12 protein-coding genes are annotated in these 16,161 nt (G+C 43.1%); 3 read left to right on the plus strand and 9 right to left on the minus strand.

The features are described from left to right. Positions 1-50: 50 nt before the first annotated feature. The 9 genes from ACFQ1C_RS12960 to ACFQ1C_RS13000 form a co-directional block, all read right to left on the minus strand. Positions 51-197: a hypothetical protein gene (locus tag ACFQ1C_RS12960; protein ID WP_379559040.1), complete on the minus strand. Its 147-nt coding sequence runs from the start codon at positions 195-197 to the stop codon at positions 51-53. A gap of 7 nt (positions 198-204) precedes the next feature. Then, positions 205-3,372 (minus strand): type I restriction endonuclease subunit R, encoded by a 3,168-nt coding sequence (locus tag ACFQ1C_RS12965; protein WP_379559041.1) that lies wholly within the window; start codon positions 3,370-3,372, stop codon positions 205-207. Positions 3,373-3,417: 45 nt separating this feature from the next. Continuing rightward, positions 3,418-4,713, minus strand: a complete 1,296-nt coding sequence (locus ACFQ1C_RS12970) for a restriction endonuclease subunit S (RefSeq protein ID WP_379559042.1) — start codon at positions 4,711-4,713, stop codon at positions 3,418-3,420. Then, on the minus strand, positions 4,706-5,926 hold the full coding sequence (locus tag ACFQ1C_RS12975) for an N-6 DNA methylase (protein WP_379559051.1): 1,221 nt from the start codon (positions 5,924-5,926) through the stop codon (positions 4,706-4,708). Before ACFQ1C_RS12975 ends, ACFQ1C_RS12970 begins: the two co-directional genes overlap by 8 nt. A gap of 92 nt (positions 5,927-6,018) precedes the next feature. Next, positions 6,019-6,267 carry a hypothetical protein gene (locus ACFQ1C_RS12980; RefSeq protein ID WP_379559043.1) on the minus strand — a complete coding sequence of 83 codons (249 nt, stop codon included), beginning with the start codon at positions 6,265-6,267 and terminating at the stop codon, positions 6,019-6,021. A 42-nt stretch (positions 6,268-6,309) separates the two neighbouring features. Next, entirely contained in the window at positions 6,310-6,714 is a 405-nt protein-coding gene (locus ACFQ1C_RS12985) for a hypothetical protein (protein ID WP_379559044.1), read from the minus strand. Between the two features lies 1 nt (position 6,715). Continuing rightward, positions 6,716-8,710 (minus strand): hypothetical protein, encoded by a 1,995-nt coding sequence (locus ACFQ1C_RS12990; RefSeq protein ID WP_379559045.1) that lies wholly within the window; start codon positions 8,708-8,710, stop codon positions 6,716-6,718. Next, a complete protein-coding gene (locus ACFQ1C_RS12995) occupies positions 8,707-11,274 on the minus strand; it encodes a hypothetical protein (RefSeq protein WP_379559046.1) in 2,568 nt (855 codons plus the stop codon). Before ACFQ1C_RS12995 ends, ACFQ1C_RS12990 begins: the two co-directional genes overlap by 4 nt. After that, entirely contained in the window at positions 11,267-12,652 is a 1,386-nt protein-coding gene (locus ACFQ1C_RS13000) for a tyrosine-type recombinase/integrase (RefSeq protein ID WP_379559047.1), read from the minus strand. The genes ACFQ1C_RS12995 and ACFQ1C_RS13000 overlap by 8 nt, the downstream gene beginning before the upstream one ends. 259 nt (positions 12,653-12,911) lie before the next feature. On the opposite strand from ACFQ1C_RS13000, the gene ACFQ1C_RS13005 reads away from it, so the two are divergent. From ACFQ1C_RS13005 to ACFQ1C_RS13015, 3 genes are all read left to right on the plus strand, one after another. Further along, on the plus strand, positions 12,912-13,526 hold the full coding sequence (locus tag ACFQ1C_RS13005; protein ID WP_379559048.1) for a restriction endonuclease subunit S: 615 nt from the start codon (positions 12,912-12,914) through the stop codon (positions 13,524-13,526). 71 nt (positions 13,527-13,597) lie between these two features. Beyond that, positions 13,598-15,118 (plus strand): type I restriction-modification system subunit M, encoded by a 1,521-nt coding sequence (locus tag ACFQ1C_RS13010; RefSeq protein ID WP_379559049.1) that lies wholly within the window; start codon positions 13,598-13,600, stop codon positions 15,116-15,118. Further along, complete coding sequence (locus ACFQ1C_RS13015; RefSeq protein ID WP_379559050.1) at positions 15,108-16,139, plus strand: restriction endonuclease subunit S; 1,032 nt, start codon at positions 15,108-15,110, stop codon at positions 16,137-16,139. Before ACFQ1C_RS13010 ends, ACFQ1C_RS13015 begins: the two co-directional genes overlap by 11 nt. Positions 16,140-16,161: the final 22 nt, after the last annotated feature.

Here is a 16,161-nt window from a genome sequence, read left to right on the forward strand (position 1 = left end):
AAACGAGTCTGAACGATTGTTTTGGAAAAACTCTAAAACCGTGGCCACTTTTACTTGACCACTACAGGCACCACCACCGATACCGCACCTTCTTCTACTCGTAGATCGGCAGACTTGCGTCTAGATGTACGGATCACCTCAACGATGAAACCATTACCATCACGGTACTTAGCTTCGTTTAACCTATTTATTTTCATTTAAGCATCACTGACTGTTCGCGCCAAAGCGGGTTTGTGCCAGCTCCATAAAGCGATCTTGCACTATATTTACGATATTTTTATCGCTATAGGAGCAGTCTATGATAGTGCGCTTAATGGCTTTTTTCATGCGTTTCACTTCATCGGGCTTAGCGAAGAAGTCGACAATTTGCGTGGCTTCATCAAACATACTCACCAAGCTTTGGCTGCTAGTTTTAATTTCGTCGTGTACCGTTTCACTTACCGTGTCTTCACCGCTATGGCTGACCACTTCGGCCATTAGGATATTGTAAAAGGCAAACTCGGTATCGCTTAAGCCTAAGTCGCTGGCGGCCTGAGTACGCTCAGTGTTCATCTGGCTACGAAACACCATCAACAGCTGAACTTGCTCTTCCCACTTGCCGTTGGTCTTTTCAATAATGTCTTGCAGGCGCAAACTCAACGACCGGTAGTATTCAGGATCATCGTCTAAGTTCACGTTAAGGTGATGCTTAATGGCACTTTCAATCTCTGAGGCTTGTGACTCAGGGGATTTTATCTGTTGCACGGTTTGGCTAAAGTTAGCAGCCATCAGATCAATGGGCTTAATTTTAGGATCTACGCCGGTACTAAGAATGTGCTCTTCCACCAACTTACGAACCTTGGCACCAACCTCTTTAAGATCCATACCTTTTTCACGATACTTAAGCCGTGCACCATTTTGTACCTTACCCCACAGCTTTAGGTCGGGGATAAACGGCTTGGCGGCCACGTCAGGCAACACCACGTCCATCTGTTTAGCAAAGCGTTTAAACGCCATCTCAAACTGTTGGCGAGTAACCTCGTCTTTTAAGAACAGTACATAGTCATCAACATCATTGCCCTTAAGCCCTTTAAATACCTGCGCTACCCGAGTGTGAGTAGCCTTAAGCTTTGGGATCTCGTCCTTTAACGAGTGATAAGTGCCTTCTACGTCTTCGCTACTATAGTCATCGAGTGCGCTGGCTAAATGATAGGACAAGCCGTGATAGTCCACCACAAAGCCTGCTTGCTTAGTCCCGTGCTCGTTTGCATAGGTGCGGTTTACCCGAGCAATGGCTTGCATCAAGGTGTGACCTTTTAAGCTGCGGTCGATATACATCACTTGCGCAATAGGCGCATCAAAGCCGGTGAGCAGCATGTCTTTCACGATCAAAAATGCGGTCGGGTCTTGGTCTTTACCCGTGCCGAGCGGCTTTGAGAAGTTGCTGATCGCCTGTTTGTGTTTAGCGCCTTGAGTGTAAGGAGCAAACATGGGTTCGTCGTTATGATTGCCCGAGATAATCACCTCAGACTGAGGTGCTTTTAAGTCATCGAGTGCTTCTTTAAATAACACGGCGGCATAACGGCTGCCTACCACTATCATGGCTTTTAAGCCGTTGGGCTGTATGTGTTCACGATAATGCTTGAGCAAGTCGATACATACCCAGCGAATACGCATCGGTGCTTCGCGTATTGCGCGTTCTACACCGTATTTCTTTTTTATTTCGCGCTTATCGTCTTCGCTGTAGCTACTAAAATATTCATCAAACAACGCATCGAGCGGCTTACCGACTACCTCGGTTTGTACTTGCCTGCCTTCATAGATAATGCGTACGGTAGCGCCGTCTTCTACCGCTTCGTTGATCTTGTATTCATCGATGTAGCCACCGAAGGCATCACTCATCTTTTGTGATTTGAGCAAGGGTGTACCAGTAAAGCCAATCTTAGGCGCATTAGGTAAAGCGGCATTAATGGTCGCGGCCAAGTTACCAAACTGAGTACGGTGCGCTTCGTCGGCCAGCACTATGATTTTGTCACTGGGGTTAAGATTACTGAAATCGCCCTCTGCTTCTGCCTCCTGAAACTTTTGCACCATGGCAGTAACAATGTCGGAGGAGTCCCGCGCCAGTAGTGTTTTAAGCTCGGACACCGAACCGGCGTTGTAGATGGTTTCACTTTGTGCGGCCCGAAAGGTGTTAGACAACTGCGAGTCTAGCTGGGTACGGTCGGTAATAAACACCAGCTTATATTGTTGTAACTCGGCATCACGGCGCATCTTGGTCGCCAGCATCACCATGGTTAGCGATTTACCCGAGCCTTGGGTGTGCCAGACTACGCCCGACTTGGCTTTGCGGTCTGCCCCACTTTTTAGGCGTTGGATAACCTTGTTCACCGCACGGTACTGTTGATACCGCGCCACTTTTTTAATGAGGCGACCATCAATCGGCTCGAAAATTACAAAGTCGCGGATCAGATCGAGAAAGCTCGCGCAATCAAACATGCCGGCCAACAATCGTTGCTGGGCGGTAATGTCAGTCGTCGATGCAGACTGTTGCGAGTAATCTATTAACGGGGCTTCAGCTATGCCAGCCATTGGTTCAGGGTCGGCTTTCTCATTGGCCGCCATAGCGCGAATGTCGGCGTCGCTATAGGGATGAGCGTCTTTCCAATCGCTGTAATACTGGCTGCTGGAACTAATGGTGCCGACTTTAGCTTGATCACGACAGGTGCTGATCATCAGCTGGTTGTACCAAAACAGCTTTTGTGCGCCTTCGTGTTCTTCTGGATAACGTAAGTTAGCATAGCGACGTAGCTGATTAATGCCTTCACTCATGGCATCGGCAATGTAAGGGGATTTACATTCAATCACCGCCAGCGGCAGGCCGTTCACGAAGCAGATAATATCGGGAATAATATTCTGGTTAACGCCTTCAATCTTAAATTGGCTGGTGCATAAAAAGTCGTTATTGCCGGGGTTATCGAAGTCGATAATCTTAACGGTCTGCCCTTTGCGACCTTTGCCTAGGTCTTGCTCGACCGACAGATAGTTAACCAGCTTTTGATAGATGTCGTGGTTATACTCCATCAGCGCCGCATGGTTGGGGTGCGTTATCTCTCGCATCACCTTGCGCAAGTTTTCATCACTGATCCACGGGTTGAGCTTGCGCAACGCTGCCTCAAGACGATTCACCAGCACCACATCACTGTAATACTGACGCTCGGCAGCATCGGAAACGCCAGCCGCAGGAGAAGCGCCCGCGGCTGGAGTTAGCGCCGAGCCCGGTAAGGCGCCTGCGGCCGGCGCAAGCGCCGAACCGGGTAGATAGCTCCAACCCAGTTTGATTAGCTGCTCAATGGCTGGCTGCTCTACTTTTAGTTCTTCATCCTTAAACATAGTTATCCCTGCTTAGCAGACTAGGTTCGCACATAACAGCGAACCTTAGCCAGCCACTGCCTCCTGTTGCTCAGCGCTTACGTTAGCCACATTAACCCGCACTTTACCGGTGAGTAGATCTTGCATAAGGGCTTTTTTTAATGAAGTTAAGTAGGAGACTTTGTGCGAAACATTACTAACTCGAGCATCTAAAGCTAGAAGTATCGATGCAATTTTATTTTGCTCAGCAAGTGTAGGCAGGGCAAGAACAATGTTCATGACATCAGAACCGGGTAAGTTTGCAACTGTACCTTTACGGATAAACGATTCAATCTGACTGATTGCTATCGATGTTTGCATAAAGTATTTAATAAACTCAGGAGAAACCTTATTTGTAGGTGACAACTTTATGGCGTAAGCACTGGCAATATACGGGATCTGCTGCTCTCTAAAAACTGCTGATGAACCACATTCAGCTGTAGTAATCATTATTAGATCTCCATCTTTCAACCGATGGTTTTCCACTACTTTTGGGTCTATGCTGGCAGTAGGTACTTGTGAGTAACTAACTTCGCCATCACTAGACAAATCTGTCCCTCGAATAGTTTTGACATTACCACTTTGGCTGTAGTCATTTGAGCTAAAACGTGGTCCATATTTATAATCTGAAAAAACATCTTTAAATTGCACTGTTTCCCATTCAGCTGGTATCCGCCCCACAGGGGAATCTTTGAACTCGGTGTGCGGAACGCCACCCGACCCTATGCCTTTGGTGAGCAGCTCTTGCATCATGCCGGTTTTAAGATCTTTCAGCTTATTAATTTGCGCGCAGGTTTTTTCAATCACCTCATCGACCGATGACAGTATACTGGCGATTTTTTGTTGCTCGGGGAGTGGGGGTAGTAATGCTTCTATTTTATTTATTTTTTCTTTATTAAGAGTTACACCTTTTACCGCCTGATCAATGTTTTCTAGGAGGTTCCATTGCTGTAACCCTTGGTATAAATATTGATTTAGCAAAGCATCATCTGTTTTAGGTAAAAATGCACAAATTGCTTCATTTGTGTAAAGGTCACGGCCAGCGAATGCCACTCGACCAACAGACAGTTTAAAGCTCATCAAAACTGTCCCTTTTTTCACCAACTTAACATTAGAACGCTTTACGCCTGCATCTGTAATGTATTCAGATGTATCAAAAATTAAAGGCTGACTGAGATCTCTTATCGATACCCATGGGTTATCTGATGTTTTCGTGGAGTCCCAATACTCAGGCACAGAACGGCTTGGAGTACCACCAATAGCGATATCACAAACTTCACTTATAGTTTTAATCTTCCACCCTTCAGGAACAAAATCACTCATATCCTAGCTCCTGCAGAAAGCTCTGCATTAGGCTTTCGGCTTCGGCTACTTGGGCATTCAGATCTTTAAGCGACACCTGATATTTATCCCACCAGCGCTCTAGTTGAGTGATGACTTGTGCATCAGCCTCACCGGCCAGTTCGCGGATCTTTTCTTTACTGTCGATCTCAGGCTTAAACTCAAAGTAGTCAGAGTCTCTTTGCGCAAACACCAATGACACATCGAAGTCGCCTAAGATTTCTTCGCGGATGTAGTCACTTTCAACTTCGCGTACCGGAATACCGCCGTGCAAGATGGCGCGCACGTCGAAGATCTCCGGTGGTGGGCTAGTGTCGGCGTAACGGCGGATATTTAAGTTGTAATCGTTTTCGGCAATCTCAGCGATGGTGACAACTTTGGAGTAGCGCTTCACTTCTGCGTAGTCATCGAAGGTTTGCACTATCTTGGCAATATCTTGCGCACGCAGCGTGTTCTGGTTTTTACCCTCTGCATATTCCAGCTCGGCGTTGATGAACAACACCTTGCGCAAGCGTGCGGCACGTTTGTTCTTATTGATGATTAACAAACTTGCCGGAATACCTGTGCCGTAGAACAAACCTGCTGGTAAACCGATCACCGCTTCTAATAAGTCATCCTGCAAGATGCCTTGGCGAATGGCTTTTTCGCTGGAGCCACGAAACAGTACACCATGAGGCATCACCACGCCCATCACGCCTTCGTCGTTCAGGCTGGCGATCATGTGCTGCACAAAGGCGAGATCACCGGAGTCTTTAGGGGGTGTGCCGTATGGGAACCGACCGTAAGCATCATTATCCGCTTCTTCCTTGCCCCACTTCTTTAAACTAAACGGTGGGTTGGCGATGACACGGTCAAAGGTCATCAGCTCACCGGCTTGAGTGTGCTGTGGGCTGCCTAAGGTATCACCCTTGCGAATATCCGCGCTGTATACACCGTGTAAGAACATGTTCATCTTACAGATGGCCCAAGTATTCAAGTTCATTTCTTGGCCGAACAGTGAGAGGTTGGCAGGGTTGCCACCATTACGCGCCAGGTAGTTACGGGTTTGCACCAGCATACCGCCCGAGCCTGCGGTAGGGTCATAAATACGCATGCCCGATTGCGGCTTAATCAGACTGACTAACAGCTCAACTACTTCTGAGGGTGTATACTTAATGTCATTTTCGACAAACGAAAAACTGTTACCACGCCATATTTATTGACGTTGAGTGTGGTAACAGTTTTTGAGGGGTTCACTCTAAAATAAGCAGTAAATTTAAGCGGGAAAATTCGATTTTGTTACTAAAACTAACGCTTTTTATTTGATTGAGATAACACTGATCCTGCAAGCTCCTTTGTATCTTTGCTGTACTTATCGCTTTGTAAAACCTTTGATGCAAAGTCTTCCATTTCGGCACCAGTTTGTTTGCTTGATACTTTTTGCGATAGCGCAGAGCCTGCGAGTTTCTTAGCGGCCTTAGATGCATTTGGATCTGTCAGTATTTTGGCCGCTTTTGATGCAACACCTTTAGACGTTTTCTTTGTATTCTTACTCATCGGAAATACCTCATGGTTGTTGTTAAATAATTTCTCGTAAATCTAGTGACTATGTTTGAGCCTTTCAGCAAAACCATTTCTCTCAGCCAACATTTCATCGTACATGTTGTAAACTTGTTGAATGTGCTCCCACAGTGACTCATTCTGCGTTTTATAATCTTTTGCAAGCTCTTGATATTCCTTAGTAGACGCCTTCAACGACTCAATTTCTTTGTTGAGCTTTACATTTTCCGTACCTAACGTTACCGACTCAGCTTTATTTTTTTGACGTTTCTGAGCCGTTTGAATATCTGAAATCTTTTCAGGGTAGAATTTGTATATTGCAGAGTTTGAAATGCCTAAGCGCTTTGCTACTTGGCTAACATTTATTTTTTCGTTGTTGGCAGACATCTCAGACAAAGTAGTATCAATTTTATCTACCATTGTTATCTCATTTGAGTCGCTCATATCAGGCTTCCTTCACTTTAATGGTTAACTGGTCAATGATGATGTTGGCAGCTTCGAGGTTGTCGTTTAACGCGGTACTGAAAGCTTTGAATCGCTTCTTTATCTCTGTTGGAAATTTTTCAAAAGCAGCTAATTGAGTCTCACAACGTTTTTTAACCACCAACCAGTGTGGTAAGTGTCTTGGGGTAGCAATATAGCTATCGCACCAGACACAATGGCTTGGATCAGCGGCATTGCGAACTTTACAATCCGCACCCTTAGTGCAGTATCCATGTGATAACCCTCTAAAATTGTTGGTATGCTTAGCGGCAAACGTAAGCAACTCTTCCATATTTTTGAAATGTGGCGTATTTCCAGTTGTCAGGTCATCTGCCAATATCTCCGTTAGTTTGGCAATAAAGTTTTGCCCTCCTTTACCTGCTAATGTGCCATCCTGAGCTGCACCTACCATGTCTTCCATCGCTTGAGAATTCATAAATTCAGAGAAACTTTCGGTGAGACCTATTAACTCTTCCATAGAATCATAGCCTCGCTGACTGTAAACGAACGTCATCATGTTCTCTAAATGTTTGTACTGATACTTGATGTCATCCAAGTCACCCAGACGATTTGCAACAATAAACCAAGCAAACGTGTGCCTAAATTGATGGGCCGTGAAATTAAATAAATCGCCTTCTTTATAGGGTTCTTTAAAATGCTTGTGGCTTGAAGAAACAGATTGATAATTACAACCCATCCGTTCAAGCTCAGCGATATCCTGCTCAGAAACCCTTATAGAGAATAAATTATTTAGATTATTAAAAGCGTTTTTAGTGAACTTTGTATGTAAATAAAACTCACATGACTTTTTATGGGGAGAGACGCTAAACAAGATTTTATTGCTTAGGCCGAATTCTAAATTTAATTTTCGGCTTAATGGTAATGTATCATCATGATATTTAAGTAACAGTGTTGCTCTTTCACGATACACAGAGCAGACTCTTGCCAGTAATTTTACAGCTCGGTATGTAACTTCATTTGTAACCCATTCTAAACTTTGGGCTTCATCAGTAGTTTTAGACAATAGTGATTTAATAAAATATTTACCATTTCGCTCTATGGCTGAATCATCACTCAAAGCCATTGCTTCGCTGTAGCGCATACCTGTATAGCTAATCACAAGAACAAACGTATATCTTCGAAGGTTTTTAATTAGTTCGTAGTATTCATTAAGTTCAGCACTTTCTTCGCTATCTAGACCATTAATATACGTTGAAGACTTAAAGTCTGTTGTTGATAACTGCGGGATTAATCCATTCAGTTGTTTTTGCAATAAATACCAATCATTAATTATCTGCTCAGCAGCGTCAATATGCGCCTCGCACATTTGAAGAACTTGCTTCATGATCTGAATGGGTATAACAGAATGCTTGTTTCTGCGCTTTTCTTTCAGTAAGGAAAAAGGCAATAAATACTCATTCATTAAGTCGTAGAATTGCTCTTTCTTAACTACTCCGTACAATTTCAACCAATATATTGCGGTTAAAAGTGATTGGGCGAATGACGAGTGTTTCTGTAAGTTAGAATCTTGTACTAAATCGAGAACAATATTGCGTAAACGCAATTCAGGTAACGCATCCAAGTCCGAAAAGCTTTCAATATTGTACTTCTCCAACCATCTTGCTAGCCGCTTCAAATTACCAATGTTTCTTCGAATTGTTCCCCAAGCAAGCGGCTCCATACCTTGACCTGAACCTTGGGTATACATTCCAAGTGTCAGCGCTTTAAGTTGATATTGGTACTTAGGCCCAACATCATTAAAAGTTACAGACAGCTTGTTACCTTCCGAGTACCACGAATCGTTCCCAAATAGAGTGGTTTGTTCTTTATTTGAACGTATATATTGCCAGAGAAGAAAAGAAGACAGCGCTTCAACCCGTTCTGTTTCATAAGGCATTAACCTGATTAGCCCATCAATGTGTAAACAGGCATCTACAGCGGCAGCAACTCCTGTCATAAGATATCTCCTACGTTTTTAACTGACGTAACGGCAAACGCCCAAAATGGATGCATACCTTTTTCTATCATTAATTCTTTGCCCTTAGTTACAGCAAACATATTTTTTGTAGCTACCTGTTCTAATATGTCATCGACTCGCTGATGCAGTGCTGCTATTGCTTCTTGTTGGAACTCGTTATTCTCAATGTCCGAAACGCTGGCGGCCATATCTGAAAGCACATAATCCCTATAGCTAAGTAGCTGCCATACATGTTCAGGGTCGGCTACGGTTCTAAAGTGCTTACACCACACACAAGCTAGGAAGTCACTACACCAAGCATCGTTTTTGTTACCTGATAAATGACGATGCTCTTTATTATATTGTGAAGCTTCTGCGTCATTCCCCTGCGATGCACACTCGCCTGTAGGGGTTTTCTGCGTGCTGCCGTCATCCACCATGAGCACCTTAATTTCAGGGTCGATTTCTCGGCCTGTAAAATAGCGCTGCATCACATCGACAGCTGTATGTAAGGTTTGCAGAGTCTTTTGTTCACTAACTCGTTGATAGTGCTTTATAAAGGTATCGAAGGTATGCAGCTTTGCTGATTCATAGGCTCGCATTTGCTTTGCAACCTCACGGTAGAGGTGGTTCGCACCGTTTTTTCGAATCCGCATCGAGTTATAATCAACTTTGCAACCTAGTCTGTTTAAAATGGTTTTGATGTGCGCAATGATATTGTCAGCCTGAACGCGGCTAACTTTGATTTTTTCTTTAAAAATGAATAGATATTGTTGCGTATTTTTATCACCAAGATGGCGGTAACTATGTGTAAGCGTATCTTTAACGTACACAATGTCGCGCATTACACTGTTCACAGTGCGACCATCCAAAGAATAGCTATCAATGCCATAACCTTTTCTTGGCTTCTGAATCAATAACGTAATGCTTTTTTTGATAGTAGGTAGTGCCACGTCGGTAATGTCGCTCAATTCAATATCAGTCATCGGCGACGTATTCCAACAACTTTTTACCTGAATACGAGCAAAGTACAAGGCTAACAATTGTTTTATGTTGTCGGTATTTCTGATCCCTTTTTCAATATGAAAGATCAGCTCCCGTAGCTCATCGTCACTGTAAAGATCTTCGACCTTAAATCTTCTAGCGTGACGTTGATGACGCTTAAAAGATATTTTGAAGGCTTCCACAACCTGTTGTCCTGTAATTGACATCAACCAACGTAAAACTTCTGTGTAAGATGTGCCGCTTCTAAGACTAATTTCTTTACTTTTAACCGCACTTTGCAATTGCTGAAACACTGCCTTTTGAATGCGATTATCTTGCAGACTCAAGCAGCTAAACCCATGTTCTGTCAGTTCAGTTTTGTAATCGGGAGCAATGTAGTTCAAGATCAATCGCTTGAGCTTGGCGAAGCGAGTATGTAAAGTTTCCATATTATAATTTTTTTCTGGTAACAGCTCAGTTTCAGACTGATGCAATTGTTCTATCTCAGTGATGATTTCCGGGCACGTCGAAGCGACTTCACCGTAGTCAATTACACGGTATTTATTTTTCCCCTCAAAATAAAAAATCAACAAATTTTCAATGTAATCATGGCGATGAATCTCATGCCCTAAGTGCTGTTCCAGAAGCAGTAACAATTCATTAAATTGATCTTTTCTTAAAAGGCCCTTAGCCTTTTTCACTAAAGTATATTTCTCTGCTTTAAAACCGTCCAGCCCTTTACCAATAAAATCGTCTTTGTATTTTTCCGACACCCTTCTAATGCTTGTTACATTGGCGATAAATCTCCTCGTCATAGCTACTACGTCATGCTCAAAATCCCCTTTGAATTTCGCTGAATTAGCCAGAATCAGAAGTTGTTTATATAATAGAGGCTCGATATCAGCTAAGTCTGTTACTTCAACCATTCTGTCATTGATTGTGATACTAATGACTTGAAACCGTTCTGGCCTAAAAACTTGCAGTACTGAAAATAATGCCGATTGGAGTACTCTGTATTTATCTTTGATCGGGTTTTCGATAAACGCTTGCCTAAAATGCATGGTTGATTTAAACCAATATAGCCCATGCTCACACAGTGACTGAGCAACAAGTGGCGCACTATCACCCAGCAGTTGTAAACACTTTAGAGCCTTTTGTGCTTCGGCACGTGTGGTACTTCTCGCAGGGGTAGAATGTATGTCCCACTTCACTATGGCATCGTGCAACTCGCTTCCAAGCCTAAAACTTTTTCTATACCAATGTAATAAATCAATGTTTGAATCAAAAACAAAAACAGTACTGGGGAGTGACGGGTTGTTCTTAATCGCACTTGCAATGTGAAATAAACAACGTCTAAACAGTACGTCATCTTCTTTCACAATATGCTGTGCCAGCACTTCTAACTTAATCCAATAATCATTTTTAAACAGTGAGTGAACGTCTTCTGTCAACGTATAGCAATGGTTACGTAATACTGGATACTGAAGTAATAGTCGCTTTAATAATCTGATATGCAGTTTAGTTAAATAGCCGCAAAGCTGACCTTCAAGGTCAGATAAATCAAGAATAGTATCAAGCATCAGCGCCTCCTGCCTGTTCTGCTTTAAAAGCATCTTCTTGCAGAGGTGTAACAAACTCACCAAACAGCTTATCTACCCAACTCGCCATTTGTTTATCGAACGTTAAAGAGCGGGAAAAATTAATGTATTTCTGTGTGGTAGAAAAATCGGCATGTCCTAACAGCTGCATCAACTTGTATTGCACAAAGCCAATCGGCAGGTTTTTATGGATAAGAAATCCAGCAAGATTGGTAGCAAATGTGGAACGTAAATCATGGAAATCTCGTTTTAACTCTTTACCTAGTGGTGCTAACTCTTTGCGCACCTTTGAGATCACATTCCCTATTGACTTACGAGACATAAAACTACCTGAACGGTTTAGAAACAATGGAGCATCATCACAGCTCCCGTGTTCAAGTTGCCATTTAGCTAGGCGTTCCTGGTGCTCTATAGCGTTGCGATATTGCCAAAGCGATGTCATTAATCCCTTAGACACCATAATGGTTCGTTCCTTGTCGTACTTACCAACAATGGTCACGTAATAAATGACCTTGTTACCAATGCTAGGATCAACAACATAATTGGCGCTAAAATTTGCAATTTCTTCCGCACGCAAACCACATTGCACTGCCAGATCAACGCGTAGTTTTGAGCCTTGTTTAGCGAGCTCTTTACTTGCATATAGTAATTTAAGCTCGTCTTGGCTATAAGGTGACAGGCTCGTATCCCCAGACTTTTTCTGCTTGTATTTTTTGGGGATCAACAAGTCAGTCGTAGTAATGGTAAATCCCTTTTCTTCACTGCCGTAGTCAGTAAACAAAAGGTCTAAACTGCCATCCTTACGCTTTTTCTTAATCACTTTTGTTTTATATTTGAACGGCACCTTGTCAATTCTGCGCTGCTTTCTGGCCCACTCGTAAAGTTGACGTACATGATTGATGTACAGATTAGCGGTATCTCGGTCAATTTCCTTGGCTATCACCTGTTCGATCAGGTGTTTACGATAGCGATAAACGGGCAGCCAATATTTTGCTTTGTCGCTGTCGCTTACGGCATAAACCTCATGCCAATCCACATCATTCTTCTCAATCCATTGCAAAAAAAGACTCATCGAATTAGCAAGCGACTGCACAGTAATGAGCGATACACCGCCCAATGGGTTTTTCTTGCCGCCACGCTTTGGTGGCATAAATAGCCCTTTATACCTGTGCTCTAAGAATAAATTGATCTCCAGTGCGTCCTGTACACGAGCTAGCGATAACACCCTGGGGAAACGCTCAACAACATGATCTTCATGAAAATCGATAGTGCGCTGACTATGCGTATCAACGTCAGAAAAGTAAGGCAAGCTGCCTAAATTTACGGTTTGTTTAACAACTTTGGGATAATTGGCACTCAAATTTTATGCTCCATTGTAATACTGCAAAATATAGTGGCGCAGATTCGAGGTGTCAACATTTGATTGCAGTATTTGATTACTGCAAGAATAAATTGATCTAAGAGCTAATATCAGCCAATATAATTTTCAATATATTAATTCCGCTTTTTAAGTGCTCTTGGTGATCTATGCCATTGGCGTTTAAAGGCATTTCGATGGTATTAACGAGTCATTGGGATGTCTGACCAGGTTCAAAACAGCCAAACAAGGGCTAAAACTCATGAATGCACAATTGCGCCAAGCTTCTGGAGAGGTGCCGCTCTGCGAAATTGCCGACATACGTTCAGGGCATCCGTTTCGTGGCACCATCAAGCAATACGAGAATGGTGACGTTAAAGTTGTTCAGGTAAGAGATACAGAAATGACAGGTGAAGTTAACCAACACAACATGGTCGAAACCAGGCTAAGTACCAAAAAGCAGCCTGATTGGTTACAAGATGGTGATGTGCTTTTTGTTGCAAAAGGTGCAAAACACTACAGCGTATTGGTAGAAAACGTACTAGAACGCACAGTGTGTTCACCGCACTTTTTTGTAGTGCGATTAAAGCCTGAGTTTCGTGATGTCGTAATGCCAGATTTTCTCTGCTGGCAGCTCAATCAGCAACCAGCTCAGCGTTATTTTAAAGCCACTGCTGAAGGCTCAATGTATTTAAGCATTCGCAGGCAGGTCTTAGAAAACGTGCCGATTAAGGTGCTTAAGTTAGAAAAACAAAAGCAATTAGCAGCGCTGCATCGCTGTGGGGTTAGAGAGCAAAAAGTATTACAAAAGTTGATTGAAAACAGGCAGCAACAGCTTGGTGCCATAGCAATCCATGCACTGAAAAGCTTTACGTAACAATAAGCAGTAAACGTTAAAACGAATACATTAGATTGAAAAATTACAATAAAAACAAGGATTTATAAAGAATGACCACAATCCATCAAATCAACCAAAATGATATCAACAAAGCGGTATGGGCCGCTTGTGACACTTTCCGTGGCGTGATCAGCGCCGATACCTACAAAGACTTTATCCTGACCATGCTGTTCTTAAAATACATCTCCGATGTATACAAAGACGAATACAACAAGCTGGTTGCGCAGTACGGTGATAACCCAGAACTCATTCATGCCATGATGTCAAAGCAGCGCTTTGTATTGCCAGAAGGCGCAAGCTTTTGGGATTTGTACGAGAAACGCTACGAAGCAGGCAATGGTGAGCGTATTGATAAAGCCTTGCACGCCATTGAAGAAGCTAACGGCAGTAAGCTTAAAAACGTATTCCAGGACATAAGCTTTAACACTGACCGTTTAGGTCAAGAAAAGCAGAAGAATGATTTACTCCGTCATTTGCTCGAAGACTTTGGTAAAGACATTTTAGACTTAAGCTCTGAGCGTGTGGGCAGCCTTGATATCATCGGTAATGCCTATGAATATCTTATTAAGCACTTTGCCGCTGGCAGTGGTGCCACCGCAGGCGAATACTATACCCCACCTGAAGTCTCAACCTTACTCGCCACCGTTTTAGAGCCAATTGAGGGCGATCAAATCTGCGACCCCTGTACAGGCAGTGGCTCACTACTTTTAAAATGTGGCGCTATGGTGCGCAAAAATTCAGGCTCGAAAAAATACGCTTTATTCGGGCAAGAAGCCATCGGCTCAACATGGGCACTCGCCAAGATGAACATGTTTCTGCACGGTGAAGACAATCACCGCATTGAATGGGGCGACACCATTCGTAATCCACAGTTATTAGATAAAGACGGCAAAGGCTTATTACACTTTGATGTGGTCACAGCCAACCCGCCATTTTCTCTAGATAAGTGGGGGCATGATGATGCAGGTAACGACCCATACGGGCGCTTTAGACGAGGCGTTCCACCAAAAACCAAGGGGGACTATGCCTTTATCAGCCATATGATTGAAACCCTCAAGCCAGAAACAGGAAGAATGGGTGTGGTTGTGCCGCATGGTGTGTTATTCCGCGCATCATCAGAGGGCAAAATTCGTCAGCAACTGATTGAAGAAAACCTACTTGATACCGTTATTGGCCTGCCAGAAAAGTTATTCTTCGGCACAGGGATTCCAGCGGCAATCTTAATATTCAAAAAGCACAAAACTGATAGCAATGTGCTGTTTATTGATGCCAGCCGTGAGTTTAAATCAGGCAAAAACCAAAACCAGTTAACGCCTGAGAATATCCAAAAGGTTATCGATACTTACAAGGCGCGTGAAAGTGTGGACAAATACGCCTACTTAGCTAGCTTTGATGAAATTAAAGAGAACGACTTCAACCTTAACATTCCTCGTTATGTGGATACTTTTGAAGAAGAAGCAGAAATCGATTTAGTGGCAGTACGTACCGAGCGTGTGCAACTTAAAAATGAGCTGCTAACCCTTGAAGCAGAAATGGAAGGCTACTTACAGGAGTTGGGTTATGGTGCCTAATGGATGGAGGTTAAAAACCTTAGCCGAGCTTACTAATGAAAAGTTAGCTTATGGAGCTAACGCTCCATCATGTGATTTGGATGACGGTGCTCTCAGGTATATTCGAATTACAGATGTAGACGATCAAGGTAACTTGAATTCAGCCGCAGTTGGGATTAATTATGATGATGGAGTTACCTACCAGCTCCAAGATAACGACTTTCTATTTGCTCGCAGTGGTAACACAGTTGGCAAAACATTTTTGTTTGAAAGTAATATTCATCCTGCTTCTGCATATGCAGGTTATTTAATCCGCTATCGTGCGGATAAAAGTCAATTATTGCCCACGTATCTCAAGCAATATTGCTTTAGTCCTAGATACAAGCTTTGGATAAAATCCCAGATTAGAGCTGGTGCGCAACCAAACGTTAATGCCAAAGAATATGGCAGTATGTCGTTACCTATACCCCCACTCCCAGAACAACGCAAAATCGCCAAAATCCTATCCACTTGGGACAAAGCGATTAGCACCACCGAGCGCCTAATCGACAACAGCAAGCAGCAGAAAAAAGCTCTCATGCAACAACTGCTTACAGGCAATAAACGCCTGCTTGATGATTCAGGCATACCGTTTGATGATGAATGGGAGGAGGCTCCACTTTCAAGCTGGCTTGTTGAATATAAAGAAAAGTCTTCGGAGCAAGACCAACATAGAGTTTATACTTCATCTAGAGCAGGGTTGGTGCCTCAAGACGAATACTTTTGCAGCTCTAGAATTTCTGATAGAAAAAACATTGGATTTCATGTGATTCCTCCATTACATATGACCTACCGCTCTCGAAGTGATGATGGCTTCTTCACTTTTAACCTTTTTAGAGGTAAAGAGAACGGTATCATTAGCCACTATTACCCAGTATTTTACCCTAAAGGAAATAACGTTTTTTTTATTGCATTATTTGAGCAACATCGTAATTCTTTTGGAAAGCATAGCGTTGGAACCCCGCTCTGTCATCCTAGTTGTCCGGTTGGCAATTCTGCCTAAGTTTATCCCAGTGGGGCGGTAT

It is taken from the genome of Oceanisphaera ostreae, assembly GCF_042676125.1.
Taxonomy (GTDB): domain Bacteria; phylum Pseudomonadota; class Gammaproteobacteria; order Enterobacterales; family Aeromonadaceae; genus Oceanimonas; species Oceanimonas ostreae.